Origin of the sequence: Bifidobacterium callitrichos (assembly GCF_008698085.1) — a bacterium.
Taxonomy (GTDB): domain Bacteria; phylum Actinomycetota; class Actinomycetes; order Actinomycetales; family Bifidobacteriaceae; genus Bifidobacterium; species Bifidobacterium callitrichos.
This window is the reverse complement of sequence record NZ_RZJP01000001.1, coordinates 283250-304599: the sequence shown is the minus strand read 5'-3', so window position 1 is coordinate 304599 and position 21350 is coordinate 283250. Positions and strand designations below refer to the sequence as shown.

Annotated in this window: 25 protein-coding genes and 3 pseudogenes; 10 read left to right on the top strand and 18 right to left on the bottom strand. The window is 61.4% G+C overall.

The genetic code is table 11. The features are described from left to right. From EMB92_RS01430 to EMB92_RS01410, 5 genes are all read left to right on the top strand, one after another. Positions 1-984: a branched-chain amino acid ABC transporter permease gene (locus tag EMB92_RS01430; protein ID WP_150393543.1), complete on the top strand. Its 984-nt coding sequence runs from the start codon at positions 1-3 to the stop codon at positions 982-984. After that, positions 977-2101: an ABC transporter ATP-binding protein gene (locus tag EMB92_RS01425; RefSeq protein ID WP_395951557.1), complete on the top strand. Its 1125-nt coding sequence runs from the start codon at positions 977-979 to the stop codon at positions 2099-2101. The genes EMB92_RS01430 and EMB92_RS01425 overlap by 8 nt, the downstream gene beginning before the upstream one ends. A 2-nt stretch (positions 2102-2103) precedes the next feature. Continuing rightward, complete coding sequence (locus tag EMB92_RS01420; protein WP_395951555.1) at positions 2104-2916, top strand: ABC transporter ATP-binding protein; 813 nt, start codon at positions 2104-2106, stop codon at positions 2914-2916. Between the two features lie 298 nt (positions 2917-3214). Continuing rightward, positions 3215-4492 carry an ABC transporter substrate-binding protein gene (locus EMB92_RS01415; RefSeq protein WP_223847505.1) on the top strand — a complete coding sequence of 426 codons (1278 nt, stop codon included), beginning with the start codon at positions 3215-3217 and terminating at the stop codon, positions 4490-4492. A 211-nt stretch (positions 4493-4703) separates the two neighbouring features. Continuing rightward, positions 4704-5273 carry a hypothetical protein gene (locus tag EMB92_RS01410; protein WP_150393542.1) on the top strand — a complete coding sequence of 190 codons (570 nt, stop codon included), beginning with the start codon at positions 4704-4706 and terminating at the stop codon, positions 5271-5273. Between the two features lie 112 nt (positions 5274-5385). Here EMB92_RS01410 and EMB92_RS01405 read toward each other — a convergent pair whose 3' ends face one another. Further along, positions 5386-5586, bottom strand: coding sequence for a hypothetical protein (locus EMB92_RS01405; RefSeq protein ID WP_150393541.1), 201 nt, complete (start codon positions 5584-5586; stop codon positions 5386-5388). A 355-nt stretch (positions 5587-5941) separates the two neighbouring features. Between EMB92_RS01405 and EMB92_RS01400 the strand changes: the two genes are divergently transcribed. Next, positions 5942-6361, top strand: a complete 420-nt coding sequence (locus EMB92_RS01400) for a DUF3592 domain-containing protein (RefSeq protein WP_190973515.1) — start codon at positions 5942-5944, stop codon at positions 6359-6361. A 51-nt stretch (positions 6362-6412) separates the two neighbouring features. Then, positions 6413-6652 carry a WhiB family transcriptional regulator gene (locus EMB92_RS01395; protein WP_223847503.1) on the top strand — a complete coding sequence of 80 codons (240 nt, stop codon included), beginning with the start codon at positions 6413-6415 and terminating at the stop codon, positions 6650-6652. Positions 6653-6736: 84 nt separating this feature from the next. Here the strand turns inward: EMB92_RS01395 and EMB92_RS11890 are convergent. From EMB92_RS11890 to EMB92_RS01355, 8 genes and pseudogenes are all read right to left on the bottom strand, one after another. Beyond that, positions 6737-6871, bottom strand: a pseudogene (locus EMB92_RS11890) (tyrosine-type recombinase/integrase); the annotation flags it as partial. Positions 6872-7152: 281 nt separating this feature from the next. Beyond that, complete coding sequence (locus EMB92_RS01385) at positions 7153-8490, bottom strand: ABC transporter substrate-binding protein (RefSeq protein ID WP_150393539.1); 1338 nt, start codon at positions 8488-8490, stop codon at positions 7153-7155. Positions 8491-8675: 185 nt separating this feature from the next. Beyond that, positions 8676-9014 (bottom strand): type IIL restriction-modification enzyme MmeI, encoded by a 339-nt coding sequence (locus EMB92_RS01380; RefSeq protein WP_317908853.1) that lies wholly within the window; start codon positions 9012-9014, stop codon positions 8676-8678. A gap of 220 nt (positions 9015-9234) precedes the next feature. Further along, positions 9235-9600 (bottom strand): hypothetical protein, encoded by a 366-nt coding sequence (locus EMB92_RS01375; protein WP_150393537.1) that lies wholly within the window; start codon positions 9598-9600, stop codon positions 9235-9237. A 20-nt stretch (positions 9601-9620) separates the two neighbouring features. Next, a complete protein-coding gene (locus EMB92_RS01370) occupies positions 9621-9986 on the bottom strand; it encodes a YccF domain-containing protein (RefSeq protein ID WP_150393536.1) in 366 nt (121 codons plus the stop codon). 19 nt (positions 9987-10005) lie between these two features. Beyond that, positions 10006-10260: a hypothetical protein gene (locus EMB92_RS01365; RefSeq protein ID WP_150393535.1), complete on the bottom strand. Its 255-nt coding sequence runs from the start codon at positions 10258-10260 to the stop codon at positions 10006-10008. Positions 10261-10544: 284 nt separating this feature from the next. Beyond that, the gene (locus EMB92_RS01360; protein ID WP_150393534.1) at positions 10545-10970 is read right to left on the bottom strand and encodes a DUF3592 domain-containing protein; all 426 of its coding nucleotides are present in this window, start codon (positions 10968-10970) and stop codon (positions 10545-10547) included. Then, the gene (locus EMB92_RS01355) at positions 10951-11367 is read right to left on the bottom strand and encodes a DUF3592 domain-containing protein (protein ID WP_043166487.1); all 417 of its coding nucleotides are present in this window, start codon (positions 11365-11367) and stop codon (positions 10951-10953) included. Before EMB92_RS01355 ends, EMB92_RS01360 begins: the two co-directional genes overlap by 20 nt. Positions 11368-11578: 211 nt before the next feature. Between EMB92_RS01355 and EMB92_RS01350 the strand changes: the two genes are divergently transcribed. Further along, a complete protein-coding gene (locus EMB92_RS01350; RefSeq protein WP_150393533.1) occupies positions 11579-11971 on the top strand; it encodes a hypothetical protein in 393 nt (130 codons plus the stop codon). A 100-nt stretch (positions 11972-12071) separates the two neighbouring features. On the opposite strand, the gene EMB92_RS01345 is transcribed toward EMB92_RS01350, so the two are convergent. From EMB92_RS01345 to EMB92_RS01315, 8 genes and pseudogenes are all read right to left on the bottom strand, one after another. Then, positions 12072-12350, bottom strand: coding sequence for a hypothetical protein (locus tag EMB92_RS01345; RefSeq protein ID WP_150393532.1), 279 nt, complete (start codon positions 12348-12350; stop codon positions 12072-12074). A 157-nt stretch (positions 12351-12507) separates the two neighbouring features. Beyond that, on the bottom strand, positions 12508-13224 hold the full coding sequence (locus tag EMB92_RS01340) for an HAD hydrolase-like protein (protein WP_150393531.1): 717 nt from the start codon (positions 13222-13224) through the stop codon (positions 12508-12510). A 218-nt stretch (positions 13225-13442) separates the two neighbouring features. Then, complete coding sequence (locus EMB92_RS01335; protein ID WP_043166477.1) at positions 13443-13787, bottom strand: RNA polymerase-binding protein RbpA; 345 nt, start codon at positions 13785-13787, stop codon at positions 13443-13445. Between the two features lie 80 nt (positions 13788-13867). Continuing rightward, positions 13868-16408, bottom strand: coding sequence for a DEAD/DEAH box helicase (locus tag EMB92_RS01330; RefSeq protein ID WP_223847569.1), 2541 nt, complete (start codon positions 16406-16408; stop codon positions 13868-13870). Positions 16409-16465: 57 nt separating this feature from the next. Beyond that, entirely contained in the window at positions 16466-16786 is a 321-nt protein-coding gene (locus EMB92_RS01325) for a hypothetical protein (RefSeq protein WP_043166473.1), read from the bottom strand. A gap of 21 nt (positions 16787-16807) precedes the next feature. Then, positions 16808-17890, bottom strand: a pseudogene (locus tag EMB92_RS11885) (helix-turn-helix transcriptional regulator); the annotation flags it as partial. 86 nt (positions 17891-17976) lie between these two features. Continuing rightward, a pseudogene (locus EMB92_RS11880) lies at positions 17977-18721 on the bottom strand (helix-turn-helix transcriptional regulator); the annotation flags it as partial. A 307-nt stretch (positions 18722-19028) separates the two neighbouring features. Further along, the gene (locus EMB92_RS01315) at positions 19029-19289 is read right to left on the bottom strand and encodes a hypothetical protein (RefSeq protein WP_140444967.1); all 261 of its coding nucleotides are present in this window, start codon (positions 19287-19289) and stop codon (positions 19029-19031) included. A 200-nt stretch (positions 19290-19489) separates the two neighbouring features. Between EMB92_RS01315 and EMB92_RS01310 the strand changes: the two genes are divergently transcribed. Further along, on the top strand, positions 19490-19675 hold the full coding sequence (locus EMB92_RS01310) for a hypothetical protein (RefSeq protein WP_150393528.1): 186 nt from the start codon (positions 19490-19492) through the stop codon (positions 19673-19675). An 89-nt stretch (positions 19676-19764) separates the two neighbouring features. On the opposite strand, the gene EMB92_RS01305 is transcribed toward EMB92_RS01310, so the two are convergent. After that, positions 19765-20862: a substrate-binding domain-containing protein gene (locus tag EMB92_RS01305; protein WP_190973514.1), complete on the bottom strand. Its 1098-nt coding sequence runs from the start codon at positions 20860-20862 to the stop codon at positions 19765-19767. Positions 20863-20959: 97 nt separating this feature from the next. Between EMB92_RS01305 and EMB92_RS01300 the strand changes: the two genes are divergently transcribed. Next, positions 20960-21346 (top strand): hypothetical protein, encoded by a 387-nt coding sequence (locus EMB92_RS01300; RefSeq protein WP_052119221.1) that lies wholly within the window; start codon positions 20960-20962, stop codon positions 21344-21346. The last annotated feature ends 4 nt before the right edge of the window (positions 21347-21350 follow it).

The window sequence follows — 21350 nt, the reverse complement described above, 5'->3', positions numbered from 1 at the left end:
ATGGACCTCATGACCGTCATCACCAATACGCTGGGCGAGCTCATCGCCCCGACCACGGCGGCATATGCGTTGGCCGCCATCGGATTGAACATCCACTTCGGCATGACCGGACTGATGAACATGGGCCAGGCGGGATTCATGCTGCTCGGCGCATACGGATTCGCGATCGTGCAGATGATGGGAGGCAACCTGTTCGCCTCGCTATGCGCCGCGATCGCACTTGCCGTGATCTACGCGCTTCTGCTGGGCATCCCGACCCTCAAGCTCGGACCCGACTACCTCGCCATGGTCACGCTCGCGGCCGCTGAGATCATTCGCATCATCGGCAGATCCACCGCAATGACGAAGCTCACGGGCGGTTCGGCCGGCATCTCGCCGCAGGACTTCACCACGCAGTTCGAGGGCATCTCGCCCCTGCCGCAGGGATCGACCACGTTCCTGCTATGGACGTATTCGAACAACATCGCCGATTCATGGTGGCTGCGCATCGTGGCCTGGGTCCTCGTGGCGGTCGCCGCCCTCCTATGCTGGCGCTGGTTCCACTCGCCGTGGGGGCGCGTGCTCAAGGGCATCCGCGAGGATGAGAACGCGGTCCGCTCTCTCGGCAAGAACGTGACCGTCTACAAGATGCAGGCGCTGATCCTCGGCGGCATCTTCGGCGCTCTCGGCGGCGTTATCTTCGTGCTGCCGCGCTCGGTCCAACCCGATTCGCTGGGACGAGCGGTCACCTTCTACGCGTGGACGATCCTGCTACTGGGCGGTGCAGCCACGATCTTCGGACCGATCGTCGGTTCGTGCCTGCTGTGGGTGCTGCTCACGTTCGTCAAGGAGCTGATGCGCGGCGCGATCCCGGACACGGTGATCTCATCGAACCAGGTCGAATCGCTCGGCTGGGTGATCGTAGGCGTCGCGCTGATGTGCCTCGTGATCTTCAGACCGCAGGGTCTCTTGGGAGACAGAAAGGAACTGGCCTTCAATGTCTGACAACGCATTGCACAAGACGACTGGTGCGGGTTCCGACGACGGGAACGAGGAGACCATCGCCGGCGTGACCGCCGCCAACCTCTCCGAACGGGACATGAACCCCACCGAACCCGGCAAGCCGTTCCATGACCTCGCCCAATGGGCCACCAAAGCCCCCGAAGGTGAGCATCTGATCTCCACCGCGTACGGCGACAAGGTCCGCGAGGATCTGGAGTTCGTCGAGAACAAGCCCGGAGTGCACAAGCCCGACCCGATTCTCGTGGCCGACAAGGTGACCCGTCGATTCGGCGGCATGACCGCCGTCGACGTCGACCATTTCGAGATCGAACGCCACGGCATCACGGCGCTCATCGGACCGAACGGCGCCGGCAAGACCACGTTCTTCAACCTGATGACTGGCTTCGACACCCCCAACACGGGCTCATGGCAGTTCGACGGCAAGGATCTGGCCCACGTGCACCCCGAACAGGTGTCCCGTATGGGCATGGTCCGCACCTTCCAGCTGACCAAGGTCATGAGCCGTCTGACGGTCCTCGACAACATGCTGCTCGGCGCACCGGTCCAACCCGGTGAGGGTATGTTCCGCGCACTCATCCCCGGATTATGGCGCAGGCAGGAGAAGGCCAACATCGACAAGGCCGAGGCGCTGCTGGAGCGTTTCCTGCTGATCAAGAAGAGGAACGACTTCGCCGGATCGCTTTCCGGAGGCCAGAGGAAGCTGCTGGAGATGGCCCGCGCGCTGATGTCCGACCCGCAGCTCGTCATGCTCGACGAGCCGATGGCCGGCGTCAACCCGGCGCTGAAGCAGTCCCTGCTGGACCACATCATGGCTCTGCGAGAGGAGGGAACGACCGTGCTGTTCGTCGAGCACGACATCAACATGGTCCGTCACATCGCCGACTGGGTGACCGTCATGGCTGAAGGCAGGATCGTCGCCGAGGGACAGCCGAAGACCGTGATGAACGATCCCGCCGTCATCGACGCCTACCTCGGATCCCACGCGAACATCGACCTGGGAGACGATTCCGTCGTAGCCGATCTGGAGGCGGGAGACGCGAACGGACCCGGATCCGCGGGATCCGTCGGATCCGCCGACGAACAGAAGGGGGAGCACTGATCATGAGCGACACAGATGTCATGCCGACCGCAGACACCCGTCCGCGCGCCGAAATCCACGTGGGGGAGCCGGAGGGCGAGCCTCTGCTCGACGCCGTCGACCTCGTCGCCGGATACATTCCCGGCGTCAACATCCTCAACGGAGCGTCCCTGACCCTGCACCAGGGCGAGATCGTCGGCATCATCGGCCCGAACGGCGCCGGAAAGTCGACGCTGCTCAAATCCCTGTTCGGTCTCGTCCACATCCATTCCGGACACCTGATCCTCAAGGGGAGGGACATCACGAACCTGCGGGCGGACAAGCTCGTCTCCCTTGGTGTCGGCTTCGTGCCGCAGACCGAGAACGTGTTCCCCAGCCTCACCATCGCCGAGAACATGCACATGGGCGCCTATCAGGCGCCGAAGAAGTTCAATGAGCGCTTCGACTACGTGTGCTCGATCTTCCCCAGACTGGGGGAGCGCAAGGACCAGCTCGCAGGATCGCTGTCCGGCGGCGAACGGCAGATGGTAGCCATGGCCCGTGCACTGATGATGAACCCCTCCGTACTGCTGCTTGACGAGCCGTCCGCAGGTCTGTCCCCGATGCTGCAGGACGAGACGTTCATCCGCGTCCGTCAGGTCAACAAGGCGGGAGTCTCGGTCATCATCGTCGAACAGAACGCCCGACGCTGCCTGCAGATCTGCGATAGGGGATATGTGCTCGATCAGGGGCGTAACGCCTACTCCGGTCGAGGCCGCGACCTGCTTGAGGATCCGAAGGTGATCTCCCTGTACTTGGGCAATCTCGAGGAGGAGGTCAAGGAGGAGGGCCGATGACGGTGCGTATACGTCCTTTCGGAGCCACTCGACGTGCCTGAGTACGCCTTCGAGCTGCCGAAAGGACGTCTCCGTACACGTCATCGACCCTCCTTCCCGTTTTGGTCGATGATTCATGTTTCCGTAGGTTTTCGGACTTCATGCGACGGTTACATGGCAACAATCTGGGCGAATCACGCGGAGTCTAAGGTGAATCCCAAGATTCGAGAGGGAAACGGGGAAACGAAGACTCGCGTCGATAATCACTGACATCGAACACCATTGCCCGTTAAGGGCTTGAGAGGAAGTGGTGATTCATATGTTGAATTCCAGGAAGATGATGATTACGGTTACGGCGGCCGTCGCGGCTGCGGTGATGGCACTCGCCGGATGCGGTTCATCCAGTTCCGGTTCGAGCGGCGCAAGCGGCGGCGATTCCGGCTCCGGCAAGGTCGACACCTTCACGCTTGGCGGCCTGTGGCCGGAGACCGGTTCGCTCGCTTATCTGGCGCCTCCTGAACTGGCCGCGGAGAAGCTCGCCGTCAAGGACATCAACGCCGCCGGCGGCGTGCTCGGCAAGGATGTGACCACCGTCGACGCCGATACCTCCGATGCGGATCATGCCGATCAGAACACGTCCGCCACCCAGTCGGTGCTTTCGAAGAAGCCGTCGTTCATCATCGGCCCCGCCTCCAGCTCCGTGGTCAAGAACGTGTACAAGTCCATCACCGAGCAGAAGATCCCGATGCTTTCCATGGGCGCTACCAGCTCGGACTTCTCGGGTCTGAGCCCCTACTTCTTCCGCACCGTTCCGCCGGACACCGTGCAGGGCACCGTGCTCGGCCAGGTCATCGCTCAGGACGGCGTCAAGAACCTCGCGGTCGCGGTGTTCAACGACGAGTACGGCACCGGTCTGCGTGATACGGTCGTCAAGACCGTCAAGGACGCCGGCGTCAACATCGTCTACGGTGAGAAGGACGCCTTCGACCCGACCGAAACGAACTTCTCCTCGATCGTGACCGCCATCAAGGCCTCCAAGCCCGATGCGGTCGCCGTGATCGCCTTCGACCAGACCAAGCCGCTCATCAAGGAGATGGCGTCGCAGGGCATCGACACCCACAAACTGTACTTCGTCGATGGCAACACGGCCGACTACTCGAAGGATCTCGACGCCGGACTGCTGGAAGGGGCCAAGGGCACCATTCCGGGCGTCATGGCATCCGACGAGTTCCAGAAGAAACTCGTGGCGGCCTACGGCAAGGATATCAGCACCTTCACATACGGTGCCGAAACATATGACGGCATCATCCTCGCTGCGCTTGCGGCGCAGAAGGGCGGATCCGCCGATGGTGAAACCATCCAGAAGAACATGGCTGCGGTCTCCGGTGCGAACGGCGGCACCGAATGCTCGACATACAGCGATTGCCTCGCCGCGCTGAAGTCCGGCAAGGACATCCACTACAAGGGCGTCACCGGCATCGGCCCGTTCAACAAGAGCAACGATCCGAGCTCCGCCAACATCGGCGTATACAAGTTCGACGCGAAGAACGTCCCGAACTTCGATCACGCTCAGGAAGGCGAGGTCCCGTCCAACTGATTGACGGCGTCTGCTGATTCCCGGTTGACGGCGTCTGTTCGGACGGACCGTTGCCGGATGCGCCTCGGGGAGGGTGTCCCCTCACATGGCTTGCTTCGAACGCCATGTGAGGGAACACCCTCCCTTGTTTGGACGTTCATCCGCGTGTACGTGTCCGCGACGTCGTATGATCAAGCCATCCCAACGAAACCCAGTCGAAAGCGTCACATCCATGCCTCCCGTCGACCAGTCCATGCTTGCCGTTCTCATGTCGTCCGCGGCGTTGCTTATCATCGCCGGCCTCACACCCCTGCCCGTGCTTGTCGCCACCCGCACTCCGTTGGCGGCTGTTCTCCGGCGGATCAGGCTGTTCTCCGGCCGTCGTGCACTGCACGTGTCCGTGACCGGTGCTGACGGGCGATGCGCAACCGGTACGCTCCAGCCCGCGGCCGACTGGACGGGGATGCTGGATGCGACCGTGAGCGCGCGCGATGTCCGCGGCATGGTCGAAGGACTGTCATGCGGGGAGGCGCTCATGCAGTGGATGCTGGCCATCGTGCGTGACGGGCGCATCCGGATTCGTGCCGCCGCCCTCGCATTCGCCGCGAATCTTCCCGAGGGTCGGAGGTTGCGTCGTCGTGCGGCGACGCTCGTACGTACCGGCAGGCTGAAGGATATCGTGACCGCCGTATTCGGACCCGACGGTGCATGGGCCGCCGACAAGACGATGCTTGGCGCCGGTCCGTCGTCAGGGATGACCGTGCGTTGCGGGAACCGTGCGGTGACTGTGGAAAGGGCGTGATGCGACTGGCGTCCTTGCCGGTAATGACGGCAATCGCCGTATAGCATTGGATGGATTTCCCTATCTCGTCGCGGACGATTTGGATTCCTTTTTCTCGATGGATAATCCGGTATCAGTCGTCATTGGAATCGTCGATGTCGTCATCATCCGATTGATCATCGTTCGTGTCAGCAGGTGTCTGCTTCACCGACGCCGGATCGGCGGGCGCGACCTGCTCGCCACATGCGGTCATCGAGAACAGCAGCGCCGGACAGGCGAGCAACAGCAGTGCGGTTCGCAACGTCTTGGCTTTTGAATCGGTGGTCATCGTCATTAATCCCCTTTGATGAATGATTCAGCTCCCCATTGGGCCGCTGTCCTTCAATTCTCTCATGCGCGGTGAAGCTACGCGTGGTCGACATGCGTGAGAGTGGTCACACGCCACTGGTGTGTGATGGATCTGGCGAGACGGGGCGGGTTCACAGGGCCGTGACGGTCATTACGTCGGTTTTCGCCTATGACCGCCCTTCGGGATGCCTCGGGGTCGGCTTGGCTGGTTCGGGTTGGACATGATCGGGCCTCCTTCGACGTGGACTGATGGGGGATGGGGGCTATGTGGGTGTGGCCGCGAGGGTGGGCGTGGGATAATAGGAGCGTTGGGTTTCACATGGGCGACAAGGGGATGCGTCATGTTCGAAGGGATCATCACGTTGGCGCTCGGCTTGTTCTTCCTCAGCCTGACGGTGTTCGCCGCGTTCGACGAGCACCGGTTGAACAGGCGGGCTACCCCCACGACCACCGGCACCGTGCTGCGCGAGGAGATCATTAAAGGCGACAACGGCATCATCGAAGACAGCCATTACGTCATCGAATACGAGGTGGACGGCGACACGTTCGAAGTGACCACACAGAAGGGGGACCACAAGCCCGGCGATCGGATGGACGTCGACTACGACCCGGCTCATCCGAAGACCGCGCGAGTCACCGCCGACCGGAAAGACCACGTCGATGGGTTCATCTTCCTTCTCATCGCGGTCTTCGCCATTCCGACCGGCATCGGGGGTGTGGCTTATCGTGTCGAATCTCGGGTGAGGCGAGCCGGTCGTTGAGTGCGCATCGTCACAACCTTCCGGTTGCACCGATGCGCGCCGTACCCGCCTTTGGCGGGGCGTGGCATCCCCGACGCATGGCGGGACGGATCCGCCGGCTTCTTCTACGACACCCTGCCGATGAGCGTCGAATGGGCGAAGAGCCGATGCCGGGACTGCCCGGTCATCGACCAGTGTCTCAGGTACGCGCTGGATCACAACGAGATCTACGGGGTGTGGGGCGGGATGGCCGCCGCATGGGGGAGCGGCGGCGACCCGTTCGACTCGACGACGTTCAGACGGACCGCGTGAGCGGGGTCCGCGTCTTGCCGCCGTCATTGATGAGCTTCTCCATGCCGTCGACCGCCTTGGCGAGCATGGCGCGTCGGTATGGGTGTAGATCATGTCGGTGGTGTCGATGTCGGCATGGCCGATGAGCTTCTTGCGCACAAGGTCGGGAACGCCGTTGCGGGCCATCATGGTGGCGGCGGTGTGACGCATCGAATGGATGTTCGTGTAGGGGAGTTTCACCCGGTCGAGCGCCCTGCGCCCATGCCTCGCGCGCCGTCTCGCGGCTCAGAGGGTTGCCGCGCGATGATGTGAACACGAGCGCGTCCGGGCGCATGCCGCGGGTCCAGATGATGACGCGGACGACCGGGGCGACGACGCGGACGATGATCAGAATGACTCGAGCGACGACGATTCCACTGACGATAACGACGACTGAAAAGTCGCATGAAAGACGTGAAGGCCGTCCCCGAACCACCGGTCCGGGAGCGGCCTTCACGTCATATCGGAATGACCGGCGTCGATCACTCTTTCACGGTGAACCCCTGCTGCTTGCCGTAGTCGTCGAGCTTGGACTGCCATTTGGCGACCGCGTCATCCAATTTGCCACCGCCTTGGAACACGGGGCCGAACTCGTCGCCGAACGCGGTCATCGCGTAACCCCAGAACGGCGGGAATGCGAAGGATTCCTTGACGTCGAGCGCGGACTGGGCGAGCACCTTGTTGTACTCCTGCCCACCGAAATACTTGGACAGCTCGTCGCTGCCCTTGAGGAAGTCCTCATCCTCGAGGCGCGCCTTGTTGGACGGGAAGCCGCCGGCATCCGTGTATGCGGCGATACCCTCCTCGTCATGGGAGACGAACTCCAGCCACTTCCATGCCGCCTTCTTGTTCTTCGACGATGCGGCAAGCGCCAGCGTCGAACCGCCATTCGACGAGTTGATCGTCTCCGCCCCCGGCCAGACGGGCGTGGGCGTGACCCTCCAGTCGCCCGCCGCGGCGGCTGAGCTGCCGGCCAGATTCGCGGGCATCCATGCGCCGGTGATGACGGCGGCGTTCGTGCCATCGGCGAAGCTGCGGAACCATTCGTCGGACCAGCTAGGGATGTTCGTGGCGATCAGCCCCTCGTCGATCATGCGCTGCCAATAGTCGTTGACCTTTTTGATCGTCTCGTCGTTCTTCAGACTGATGGTGAGGTTTTCGCCGTCCATGGCGAACGGCTTGGCGCCCGCCTGCGCCCAGAACGCGACGATGCTGTTCGAATCGTTCGTATCACCGCCGTACGAGCTGATGTAGTAATTGTCGCCGAGCGCGTGGATCTTCTTCGCGGCCTCGTAGAACTCGTCCCACGTCTTCGGCGGTTCGCTGATGCCCGCCTTGTCGAACGTGGCCTTGTTGTAGAACATGGCCATGGGGCCGGAGTCCATGGGCACTCCATAGATGCCGTCACTCACGTTCACCGAACTCCACGGGCCGGACGTGTAGTCGTCCTCCCAGCCGCTGATCGGATAGGATGACAGATTCTCCAACGCTCCTTGGTATCCGTAGACGATCTGGGGGAGTGTCGAATACTCGAACTGGACGACGTCGGGCATGCCCGATCCGGCCTCGAACGCGTTGGTGAACGACGAGGTCGTCTTCGGCGCCGTACCCACGTTCGTGAGCTTGATCGTGATGTTCGGATACTTCTTCTCGAACTTCGCGACCAGCGGCTTCAGCGCGGGTTCCCATGCCCACACGGTCACCGTGCCGCTCGCCTCGCCCTCCGTATCCGCCGACTGCTGCTGGGATGTGCCACACCCTGACAGCGCGATCATCGCCGTCGCCGCCAGCAAGGCGGTCACTCGGGTTCTCGTATTCATCGCCGATCCTCCCTGATCGAATCTCATACTTCGGCGATCGCCCGGAATGGCGGACGCCGTGTCGTCAGCCGCATCATCGCATTGACGACTGCATACAAGTCTATCGACCCGACCGCGAAACGGCTTGAACGATACGCCGTCCTTCCGCTTAAACGGCAGAGTTTTCTCCCCGGTGCCTATGCGGCCTACGCCGTCATCCGCGCATATCCGGCGAACAACACGCGCAGCCGCGCCTCATCGTCATCTTTAAGCCACTTGTCGTCCCCAAACGCCGGATCCACGACCTTGTCCAGCCTCTCATGCGCCCGGCGCAGGTCGGGCGGCATGGTCAGCGGGTCATACAGGTCCGCCAACGACTGGCCTGGATGATTCGCACGGGCGGCGAGCACGGTGCGGCCCGCGGCGATGATGGACTTTCGTATTGAGGGGGATTGCTTCAGCTCCGATGGTTCGATGTCCACCAGCCATAGACACCACCGGTCGGTCCTGCGCACAAGTTCGCGACCCGTGCGGTAGGGGTGCACATATTTAAGAAAAAGGTGTTAAAAGGTGGTTACGCTAGCCGAAATTAGCCGTGATTGGCTATTCACCCGATAACCGTCCAACCGGTCGCGAGACGGCGAAACCCCTTGGAAGCATTGAGTTTCCAAGGGGCTTCCAACGGTAGGGGGCGTGGGACATGAATCCTTTCTGACATAACGTACATTATCGGCTAATTTGGTATTATGCCACGTCGTCTTCCGTCTACCCCGGTATCACCGGCGCCGGATCGATCATATCCGCCACGGCGATGAATCCGATGAATGCAACCGGCAATGCGACTATCGTCAGAATCCACTCGGCGAGCACACGCGCTATCCCGACGATCATGTGCCGACGCAATTCGGCTGGGTCGGCTGGTGCGTCATCCAGAAACGACATGAAGAATGAGATGAGCCAGCAGAGCAAACCCAGTGCATAGCATATGAACGCCATGACCGCGGCCGTTTGCCCCAGCTGCGCCACCATGTCGAAGAATGGTGGGATCCAGAACGCCGCGACCGGCACAATCAGCGTGAAACCTGTGATGCGAAGTGCGCGGACGATAAGAGGCTTGTCGATGTACAGCATCTTTTAAGAAACGATACGGCTCACGCGTCCACGATCTCCGCGCCGAACGGCCACAGGGCGAGCTTGGCCATTTTGAACGATTGGATACCGAACGGGATGCCGATGATCGTGATGCAGTTGAGTACTCCGGCGATCGCATACCCGATCGCCATCCAGATGCCGACGAGCACAATCCAGATGATGTTCGCAAACGTCGATCCCGCTCCCCCGCCGTACTGCACGGTCTTGCCGAACGGCGTCAGGGTCAGTCCCGCCATCTTGAACGCCTGCAGCCCGAGCGGGATGCCGATGATCGTGATGCACAGCACGAACCCGATGACGGCCCAGCCGATGGCGATCTCGATGCCGCCGAGCACGATCCACAGAATATTGCCGATCAGTCGCATACATGAACTCCTCTTGCCGTCACCGGTTCGCCCATGCGGCGGTCCAGTCCTCGGCGTCGGACAGACGCTCGAAGCTCTGGTGCAGGATCCCGTCCACGCCGAACGGCTGGACCGGCATGTCAGCCGGGATCAGCCGGCGTGGTACCTTGACCGACGCATCATACGGCAGGTTTGGCGCAAGCTTCGCGATACGTGCGGTCACACCGTTCCTCGCCCCCGTCAGATGGGCGGCGAACGTGAACGGACGCGATTCGTCGATGATGAAATTCAACATGATGAAACCCCTTTCAAGAACAGGGTGTGACAGTCAAACGTAAACGACGGATATTCCAGCGGTGTCCAGCGGAAAAGCCGAAAGCATTGTAGAAGTAAGAAACACCACGGACCCGTGCATATTCATGAATCACCCGCATGAGCGGAACACACTGTATGTATGTTTGATCTCACCATAATCCTGACCTGGGACGGCCGGAATGGACTGGAACCGCGAACAGAACGCGTGTCGAATGCATGCCAGCCGTCCTCCTGTCCGGATGCCACGCCACCCAGCGCCTGCGGCTACAGCAACGCGACCGCCGACAATTCGACGCCGATCGCCAGCAGCGGAGCGCCGGCCCCTATCTTCAGCATCGGACCGACATATGACGGCCGATCGGCATCCAATCGCGCCGTATGCGGACGGGACGGGTCGCACACGACGGTGACGGTCTGGCCAGGGCTGAACCGCACGTCCTGATCCCACCCCTTCGAGATGATCGTATACGGCACGCCTCGGATCAGATATCGGACCACGAGATTCCATGTGCCGTCACGTGTATTGCGCAGACGACGGACGATCACGCCGGTCATGGCCAGCCGGCATCCCGACCGCAGTCGACGCACACGGGCAAGCCCAATGGCGCCGGCTGTGACGGGCATGGTGCCGATGAGCATGAGGGCCACGCCCAAGGCGAACATCGGGATCTCACGCACTGGCGGCGGCAAGCGCCGCACCAGCCACCAGACAGACGGCGCCCGCGGCCGTCAGGGTACATGCCATGGAACCGACGTGCCGGTCGGCAGGCAGGTAGGCGACATCCGGGTGAGTGGGATCATAGGCGACGTCGGTCCGCTCGTCCAGATGCATGTCAGGCAACCCGGCCGTGGCCGCGGCCAGCACCGTGCGTTCACGACCGTCGGCGTCATATCGGATTTCCGGCGTCAACGTGAGATTCCAGTCATTCTCATGCTCGACGAAGCGAATGACCGTGCCGCGCGTACGGGCGGTGCAACGGGAATGCAGCATGCGGATACGCTGCAAGACGACAAGTGCGATGAGTAGGACAATAAGACCGGCTGCGAACAGCACGCCACCGACGATGGCCGACGACGAACCGAACATGGTGAATCACTCCTTTGTGGGTTTTCATGGACTATTCTTCCACATGATCTTGACCATGATCTTTCGGAAGATCAGCGTCCGACGTGATGCATCATGCGTGACGTACGCCACAGTCGATCCGGGTGCGCGGAATAGGCGGATATGGGATGATTGAGGGACGACGGTCGTGGTGGGAGCCGTCGATACGGCACGATCGATAAAGGAATCGACCATGACCAGTTCAATCAAACGTAAGTTCACCATTCTCGTCGGAGCGGCCGCGGCATTGCTGCTGGTGCTGGGCGTATCCGCATGCGGGACGGCGTCCTCGCCCCAACCGGCGTCCGGAGGCACGCAGAACGAACAATCCACGTCGAACGGCGACGATCAGGATGACGTCGGCGATGAGTCGGATGACGATGCAGATGACTCCGACGATGCGTCGGACGATACGGGAGACGACACCAATGACGGTTCCGACGATCGGGATGATGACCAGGATGACGGCGATGACTCAGATGATTCGTCGGACGACGATGCCAACGATGATAGCGACGACGATCAGAATGACACCGACGACGATAACGACGATAACGATGGAGACGATGCGGACGACGATAACTGACCTTTCTCATAGTCGTCGACCGTTCCATGCGATCGATCTCGATCCGACGAGACGCAGCAGATGCATGCCCCCATCGGATCGAAACCGGTCAGGCTGCAGATCAGGCCGCGACGGTCTGATGCAGCGATCCGGCGAGCCGATCCACCCAAGCGCAAGCCTCGTGCAATCCGGCGAAGGAGCCGTGCACGATGACGCGTTTCTTGTCCACAGTGGACGCGTCGCGTGTGACCATCTCCGGCAGCTCATAGAACCCCGGGATGACCACCGTCACGTCATAGGCGAGACTGGGCGCCAGGCGGGTGATCTTCGCGGTGACCCCGGCAGGGCCGCCGACAAGCGTGGCCGCATAATCAAGATTCGATGCTTGCTTGACGAACATGATGTGAACGGTAACACCAAACTGTTGCACAAACGGCACAAATGACTGAAATGTATCAAAGATCACATTTCGATTTCAGTGAACATTTTCGATCACTTGTGCAGATCTTCCGTCGGAGTTGCAATGATAGTCGACTGTTGTCGCGGTATATCGGAAGCTAATTCGCGAAGTATTCCTCGACCGCGGCGCTCAGATCGGCGATGTCGTCGATGATGCGGTAGCAGCCGTGCTCCTTGAGCTCACCGGGTTCGGCGTACCCCCAACCGCAGCCGAGGCAGTCGAGCCCGCAGGCGACCGCGCCGTCGGCGTCGGTCCAACGGTCCCCGACCATGAGCGCCTTGTCGCCGGCGGCCGCGTCGAAGTCGATGTGCTCGAAGCAGTAGCGGATGACCTGCTCCTTGGTCAGACGTGAGTTGTCCTTGCTGGCGCCGTAGATGCCGGAGACCATCGGGGTCACGCCGAAGCGGTCGCAGATCGGCTTGGCCTGGTATTCGGGCTTGCACGTGGCCACGGCGAGGTAATAGCCGTCGGCGCGCAGGATGTCGAGCTGCTCGGCGATACCGTCGAACACCTTGTTGACGTACCGGCCGGCAACCTTCTGACCGGGGTTGTTCGGGTCATCGAACACGTTCTGGTTGGCGTAGTAGTCGCGGTAGATGTCGACGGCCTCGTCGAGCTTGTCCTCCGGCACATGGTTGCGACGTAGCGAGGTGATGATGGCGGGGCCCACGAAGCGGTGCAGTTCCTCGTCGTCCGGCACCGTCATGCCGATCTTCCTGAAGGTCTCGGTCACGGCCGCGATGATGCCGGGCGCGGAATCGGTGAGCGTGCCGTCCAGATCAAGCAGGACCACGTTCCTCGGATGTTCAGCCATCGGTGTCACTCCCCTGATTATCTCGTCATTTCCTTGTCGGTCACGGGATCATGTTCTTGTACCCCGGGCCGCTTGCCTAGAATAGATTACGTTGTAGCACGGAAGAAAAGTGCCCGGTCCATCGGGCCGGGCACAACGTTCATGCACTGTTCACTCATGGCACTCGTCCACGGTATTCGTATCGCTGATACGTTGCCATTCGTGAATTGCCTAGGGAATCACTCGTAATCTGGGATCCAGCCGTCACGATGCATCTGCAGGCGCTTCTCGAGCAGCTCCTTGAGCTCCTCCTCGCTACGACGTTCAAGCAGCATGTCCCAGTGGGTACGCGTTGGCTTGGCGATCTCGTTGGCCTCGGCGTCCTCTCCCTCGCGATGCGCGGTCGAACCGCAACGGCATTCCCATTCGTCCGGGATCTCGGCTCCCTCGGCGAACGGCAGGATGGTGCGATGCCCGTTCGGGCACACGTAGGCGACCTCTTCGCGCGCGGCGAAGTCGACGTTGGAATCGGATTCCAACGACTTCGCACCGATGCTCATGCCACGCAGACTGCGTTCTGCCATAGTTCACGTCCTCCTTATACGACCTATCAACATTACGAAACAGCTCGGACGAGCGTTTTATTCCGGTTTGGAAGGGAGACTCAGTCGACGCCGGAATAGGATACGACGCCTCGATTGACCATTTCGACCGCTCTGCGCGCCCGTTTTGCAAGAGATTCGCCATTAGGACCGAGATAGGCCTCGGCCGTCGCGATCTGCTGCAGCACGTCGGCAAGCCGCTTGGCGTTGCGCACGAAGTCGCCGCCGGTCAGTTCGACGCCGTGCAAAACGTCCGCCAGATCCCTTCCATCGGCCCATTCGTACATGATGTCGAGAATGCCGGCATCAAGATCGGGAAGCGGATCGAGTCCGTGATCCTCACACAGTGCGTTGACCTGGTTGCGGATCGCCTTGAGCTCTCCGGCGGCCACGGCGATCGGACCATGCACCGATCCGGGATAGTAACGCGGCTCGCCACCGAGCCCGCGACGCGCCTCATACACCAGCAGCGACAGCACCGCAGCAAGACCCGCCGGTGGCAGTAGATCGAGAGCACCGGTGAGGATCGCCTGTGCAAGCACCACATCCTGTTCGCTGTACAGGCGGCGCAGCAGCTGTCCGTGCTCGGTGAGCACAAGATCATGCTCACCCGATTGCTCCAGATACCCGAGTTCGGTAAGCACGTCGCAGATGCGATCGAACTGACGCGCCACGGAACCGGTGCGTGAATCGTAGCGCTCCTGCGTACGCATCAGTTCGCGCATCTCGCGAGTCCACCGGTGACCCCATTTGAGGTGCTGCTGCAGATCGGGGCATTCGCGACACGGATGCTGCTGCTCCTGTCTGCGCAGATCGCCGATGCGCCGATCCAGATCGCGGAACGCGTCGGAACGCGCCTGGTCGGAGGAGAAGGCCGTGTGTTTGAGTCGATTGCGTTCGGTTTTCTCAAGATCGCTCAGCTGCATGCGAAGGGTCATGAACTGTCTGAAATCACCGTGATCGCATGCAAAGGCACGCTCGTAGCCGTCGATAGCCTCACGGAGCGTGGCCATGCGCGATTCCAGCTGCCATGCGGAGGCGTTCGCCTCCCATTGCGCGAAGGAATGATCGAGCGTGATGCGGCTGGTCTCATAATCACTGGCGTTGAGCAGGTTCACCGCCATGTTGAACGTGGCCTTGAAGCTCGAGTGCAGCGGATAGACGCGCTTGCTGGAGAGCGCCGCCGCCGTGGCCGGGACGAATCCTCGATGATCGACGACGATCGCGTGTCCGATGGTGTCTATGCCGCGGCGTCCGGCGCGGCCGGTCAGCTGGGTGAACTCCCCCGGCGTCAGCGCCACGTGTCCAGTGCCGTCGAACTTCTCCAGCTTCTCGACCACGACGCATCGTGCGGGCATGTTGATGCCGAGGGCCAGCGTCTCGGTGGCGAAGACCATCTTGACGAGCCCCTCCTCGAACAGTCGTTCGACGATCTGTCGGAACAGGGCCACCATGCCGGCATGGTGGGAGGCGAACCCCTCCTCGAGTGCGAATCGGAAGCGGGAGAAGCCCAACGCCTTGAGATCATCCTGCGAGAGCTGCCCTTCGACCATCTCGTCGACGATGGCGCGGATACGCTTCGCCTCCTGTTCGCTAGTGAGCTCGAGCCCGGCGTTGATGCACTGCTCGACGGCCTGATCGCATCCGTTGCGGGAGAAGATGAAGTAGATTCCGGGCAGCATATCGAGGAAGTTGAGTTCGTCGACGACGGCCCACCGACGCGGCGTATGTCGTTCCGGCTTGCGAGCCGGCGCCCCCGCTCGCCCCCGGCCCTTGCCGCCGTGGCCATGATCATGGCCCTTGTGAGGACGTTCCGCGCCGGCACGTCTTGCAGCACGCCGGTCGAGCTGGTCGAGGCGATTGGCGAGTTCGGGATTGACCTTGGTGGTCTGCTCACCTGAGTCGTCACGCTGATACAGGTCGATGATCTCCGGCTCGGTGCGGTCGTCCTGTTGAACGATGACATGTTGTTCGAGGGGAACCGGACGGCGCTCGGAGACGACCAGTTCGGTGTCTCCCCTGACCGATGAGATCCATTTGCCGAAATCCTCGACATTGGAGACCGTTGCGGACAGTGCCACGATGCGTACGCGCTCGGGCAGATGGATGATGACCTCCTCCCACACCGGTCCGCGGAACCGGTCGGCGAGGTAGTGCACTTCGTCGAGGATCACGTAATGAAGTGCATCGAGTGTGGTGGAGTGCTCGTAGAGCATATTGCGCAGCACCTCGGTGGTCATCACGACGATGTCCGCCTCGGAGTTGATCGAGGTGTCGCCGGTGAGCAGACCCACCTTGTCCTGACCGTACACGTCGACGAGATCGTGGTATTTCTGGTTGCTCAGCGCCTTGATCGGCGTGGTGTAGAACGCCTTGACGTTGCGCTCCTGCGCAAGATAGACGGCGAAGTCGGCCACGACCGTCTTGCCAGCTCCGGTGGGTGCCGCGACGAGGACGTTTTTGCCGGCCTCAAGCGCCTCGTCGGCCTGCGTCTGGAAGTCGTCGAGCTCGAAGGGCAGGGTACGTGCGAAGCGTGACGCCACACTCGAGGTGCGGATCTGACGCTTCCTGAACGCGGCGTACCGTGCGGCGGGCGAGGACATGACCGCATCGTAATCGCCGTTGCGGTGTTTCTTTGTGGTATTGCTCTTTGTGCTCATTTATCCAAGAATGCCGTGACGCCAACGCCGCCATGCCTGGACATGGCGGTCTCGTCTGGCTTCCTTCCTAAGGATCACACCGACATGCGCCTCTTCGTAGCGCTCGGCGGCGACCTTCAACGGTTGCGTGAATATCGGTGCCTCGTCAGGATTCTCCTGATCGACCGGCTCGCTCATACGTGTGAGCCGGTCTCCGATTCGTGCACCGGTTTCGGAGATCACCGACAATGCGGCGAGGGCACGCCGGAATACGTAGATGCCACCGATGACGAGCATGGCGATCATGAACAGCGCCAGCAGCAGCCAGATCCACCAAGGCATGACTCTTCCCCCTAATCCGCGTTAATCCGCGTCGCGTGCGGCGACACTCAGCTCTCGCTGTGCACGGGCCACGATCATCGTGCGCAGCGTCTCGGGCGCAACGGCGACGATATGACGTGCATGTGCGATGCAGAACGCCACGAACCACGAATCGGATGAGACGATGAGCTTCACCTTCTCGCCGTCGCCACACGGCGTCACGGTGGCGCCGGGCAGGTTCTTGACGAAGGACGTATCCTTCGTGTCGGTGATGAACGCCGCAGCGGTCCCGTTGTCGAAGCTCCACTTGCGCAGCTCACTCAACGGCATGTCCGGAATATCCAGACGCGTGGTCGGCTCGACGAGCTTCGCCTGCTCGATGCGGGCGATGCGAAGCACCTGCCAGGTGCGCGGCTTGCCGTTGGCCTTGTTGATGGCGGGGTTCTTCAGGATGATGTCCTGCTTGTCCGCCGGAGCCGCCTTGGCCACATCGGTCCATACGGCCACGTAGTACACGCCTTCATCCACATAGATCTTGACCGGCGCCACGAGACGGCGACGATTGTTGCCGGCACCGTCCGTGTAGGTCATGTCGAGCAGGGACTGCGACGTGATGGCGCGCTTGACCATGCCGAAGTTGTGTGGTTCGAGTTCGTAACCGGTCAGGCTCAGCCACGGGGTCTGACCGGGCTTGACATGCTGATGCAGACGATGATAGAGGCTTTCGGCCTGGGCCCGCTGATCATCCGGGAGCAGCGGTGAATGGGCCAGATAGCTGACGGATGCGGTGAGCATGCTCAGATACTGGGGCGAGATGCCGGCAAGCCGTTCCAGACCGAGCGAATTCGTGGCCGATACGATGCCCTCGGCATCCAGCAGCGACCAGTCGATGTCGAAGAACTGGCTTCCGGCCATCTCGCCGTCATCGGAAACGGTGGTGAGCGTGTTGATGTCCTTGTGGATCACATTGACGGACTTCTTGAGCTCCTCCGGGGTACGGGGGCGGCCGATGAACCGTTCGGCGAGTTCCTCGAGCGAGAACTCCTCGCCCAGGTGCGCGGAGAGGAACAGCATCAGCCGGAGACGACGATCCACCTCGCTGCCGGTCTGGAACGACGACTTCTTGGAACGCTGCTTGGAACCGTCGTCCTCATCCATCTCCCGGTCGTTGTCGGTTCGTGTGGCGTCGGCGGTACCGACGGCCTTCTTCTCGGCGTCGGCGTCGGCCAGAGCCAGTGCCTCGGCGGCGACGAGACGGCGGTGGAACGCGTCGGCCGCCTCCTGGGGGCTGACGATCGAAGCGCCCGGATGCTCGAGCACGTACATGGCCAGATCATCCGAATCGGTATATGCCACGTTGATGTGCTCGCCGTCCACATCGATGGTGGCGGCGAAACGGCGCGAGTCGATGACCTTGACGAGCGCGTCCGGAATGGTCTGTGTGCCCAGCCCCGGGGCGATCGAATCGAGGCCGAGACCTGGAATCGGGGTCTGGGGAACCCTCGGCGCCGTGCGGGAGGTGTGGCTGCTCGCCGTCGACTGGTCGGATTCGCTGGACATCGACATGGACCGTGCCAGATAGTTCGCTGCGGCCAGCACCGGCATGTCCTCCGGGTCGAAGCGCAGCCGTACGCGCGGTTCGTCTCCCAGCTGAAGACGATAGGAGGCGAAGTCCTGTCCCTCGGATTTGGACGAATATTCGGGCTGACGTGACTCGATGGCGATTCCCATGGCCGCCAGTTTGGCGCGATCGCGCTGGAACTGCTTGGCGAAAGCGGCCTTGGCTGCCTGATCGGCCAGCTCCCCGTAGGAGTCGGCGTACGCCTTGACTCGTTGCGCGATCTGACGTGAGGTGAGCCACTGCGGGAATGCGGATGACAACACGGCCAGCACATCGAGCTCGTGCTTACCCCACTTGTCCGAAAACCGCCGCCTTCCGGTACTACCTTCTGCCATTAGTCCTCACGTATCGTTAATCTTAAATTTCAACTGCGTGTATAACGCAACTTCCATCTATATTAACTGTGTTTTCAGGCCATGAGGTGCCTTTCGCTAAATTTCGGTCTCAAATTTTTTTGCCTGACACCGGTTCGGTGCCGGTTCGATGGGCCGGATCCCGCTGTTCGGGCCCTGACAATATCCGCTTCACACGGTATATGGCCAATGGGCGGACGCGTATCCGCCTACACGCGTCCGAGACATGCCGAACGGCGTGTCGCAACGGGGCGAGTGCAGTTTTCGAGAGAGGCGCGATGACGGGGATTCAGGCGGTCGTGACCAGATCGTTCACCCATGTGCGGGCGTCGTGCAACGCGTCGAACGACCGGTGGACGACTTTGCGGTCCATCGACGTGACTACCACCTTATCCTCGACGGATGCGGGGAGGCCATACGATTCGGGAACGATCACCGTGGCGTCGTAGGTGAGATTGGGGGTCAGTCGCGTGATTCGCGCCTCGATGCCGTTCGGCGCATCCGCAAGGATCGCCTGATAGTCGAAGACGGAACGCTGTTTGATGAACATGCTTGGTCCTTTCAAAATGGGAAACAGGGCCGACACCCTAGGAGGGTTGGTCCGCCCGATGCTAAAAATGGGATAACAGGTGCAGAAAGCAGCAGAATCGACGATATTGAAATCGATGGTGGCCAAGTTAGCCCACCGTAGAGACAAACGGCGATTAAGCTGGATGGAGAACGAATCGACGTCAGTCAGGGAGGTTGTTGATGACGGCGAAACTGATGAGCCGTGATGAGATGCTCAGGATGTTGCGTGTTCACGACGGCGAGGTGCCAAGCCAATGCTCGATGCTCGAAGGACTCGAGTCGGCCCGGAGCACGCTTTCGTCCATGCCCACGCTTGAGGAACTGTCCCGCAGGGAGCAGAGCAGGCTTGGCGCCACCCGGCACTGAGCCCTGGTCGTCGGGTCCGTCGACGGGGTTGCTGGCGAACCCATTGCACCGTTCATTCGACGGTTATTCGACGATCATCATTTCAGCCATCATTTCAGCGCTGTGATAAGCGCCTGCATGGCCTGATTGCCTGGAAGCTCAGCCACGTCCGTGACCTGATCCACGACGCCGTTCACGCCGAACCGCGCGATGGAGTCGTCACCGGTGTAATCGACGGATCGGAATCCGTGACGTCTCCACGCGAGACGTTGCACGTCGGAGGAGGTGAGTAGATCAAGCAGTCTCTCCCCCTTCTCATCCAGCGCCATGAGCGTATGCGTGCTCCAGACGGTGGGCGTGGGATAGGCGATGACGATATCGTCCTTGACCTGCTTGAACGCATCCGGCTTGTTGACCGCAAGATCGAGTATCTGGCTTTCGTATCCCACGGTCATGGGTTTGGAACCGACCCCGAGAGTGAGGAACTGACTGAACGAATCCTCGCTGGAGGTCTCCATCCACCCCGATTTCTCGAAGATGGCCTTCACGCGTGGGCCGTCGCGTGTGACCGATTCGGTGGTGGCGGGTGCGCCGCCGTTCATGACGGTGGCGATGAGGGCCGCGTATTCGTTGCCGGAGTTCGATTGGACGGGATCGGTCGAGTCGATGCGGAACTGTCCGTAGCCGGCGGCGTACCCCACGTCCGTCCATGATCTGTTCGCCTCCATGGCCGTGACCGCCTTGGCCATGTCGATGCGATACACGCCGTCCTTCACGCTCATGAGCCCCGTGGACACCAGACCGTCGGCGACGGCCTTATGCGTGTAGATGACGATCGGCGAGTTGAACACGATATCGCTGCGCACGGCCTTCACTCCCTGCGCTTTGCCGTATTCGACGGCGATGCGGGAGGAGGGGAACAGGTAGTCGAGGTCCTTTTGATCGGCGTCCATCATCGCAAGACTTCCGGCTTTGCGATACGAGACGTCGAGCCCCTGCGCGGCGGCGATCCTGCCGAACTCGGGATCGTCGAACAGACCGATCTTCTCTCCTCCGAGATATCCGTCGACCGTGACGGTTCTGGTCGGTTGGGAGGTCGTGGAGGCGGGACGGGAGGCGTTCCATACGACCAGCCCGAACACGATGGCGACCGCCGCCAGCAGGGCGATCAGTCCGATGAGTTTTGCCGGGATTCGTTTCGTCTCCATGTGGCTTCCCTCCCCTATCCGTACGGGTTCATGCGATGATTCCAACGATACGCGAGATGCGGCGAGTCGATGTATCCGGTCGCGTATCGTGAAGCGCATGGATCGCGTGCGTATAATCTTCGATTTTCCCGATAGGGCCTCCGCGCGCGCATGGCTGTTCCGTCTGCGCGAGTTGGGATTGGAATCGCCGAAGGCGACCGTGGAGGACGAACAGCAGCTCAACGTCAAGCGCAATGGGCCCAAGCTTGCCCGCTGGCTGCTCACCCACGAGGGATGGCATCTCGTCGCGGACGCCGCGAACCGTTCGGCGGCGCGCAAGGCCGCATACAAGATCAATAACGGCATTCGCCGCGGATTCGAGACGGGGGCCTTCGAGGCCAGAGCGAGGCTGGATGAAAGCGGTTCATGGATCGTTGAGGCGCGCGTCCGCCCCCGTGCCGATGCGATCGGCGAATCGGGGGCGGACATGGATCCGTTGTTCTGATTCG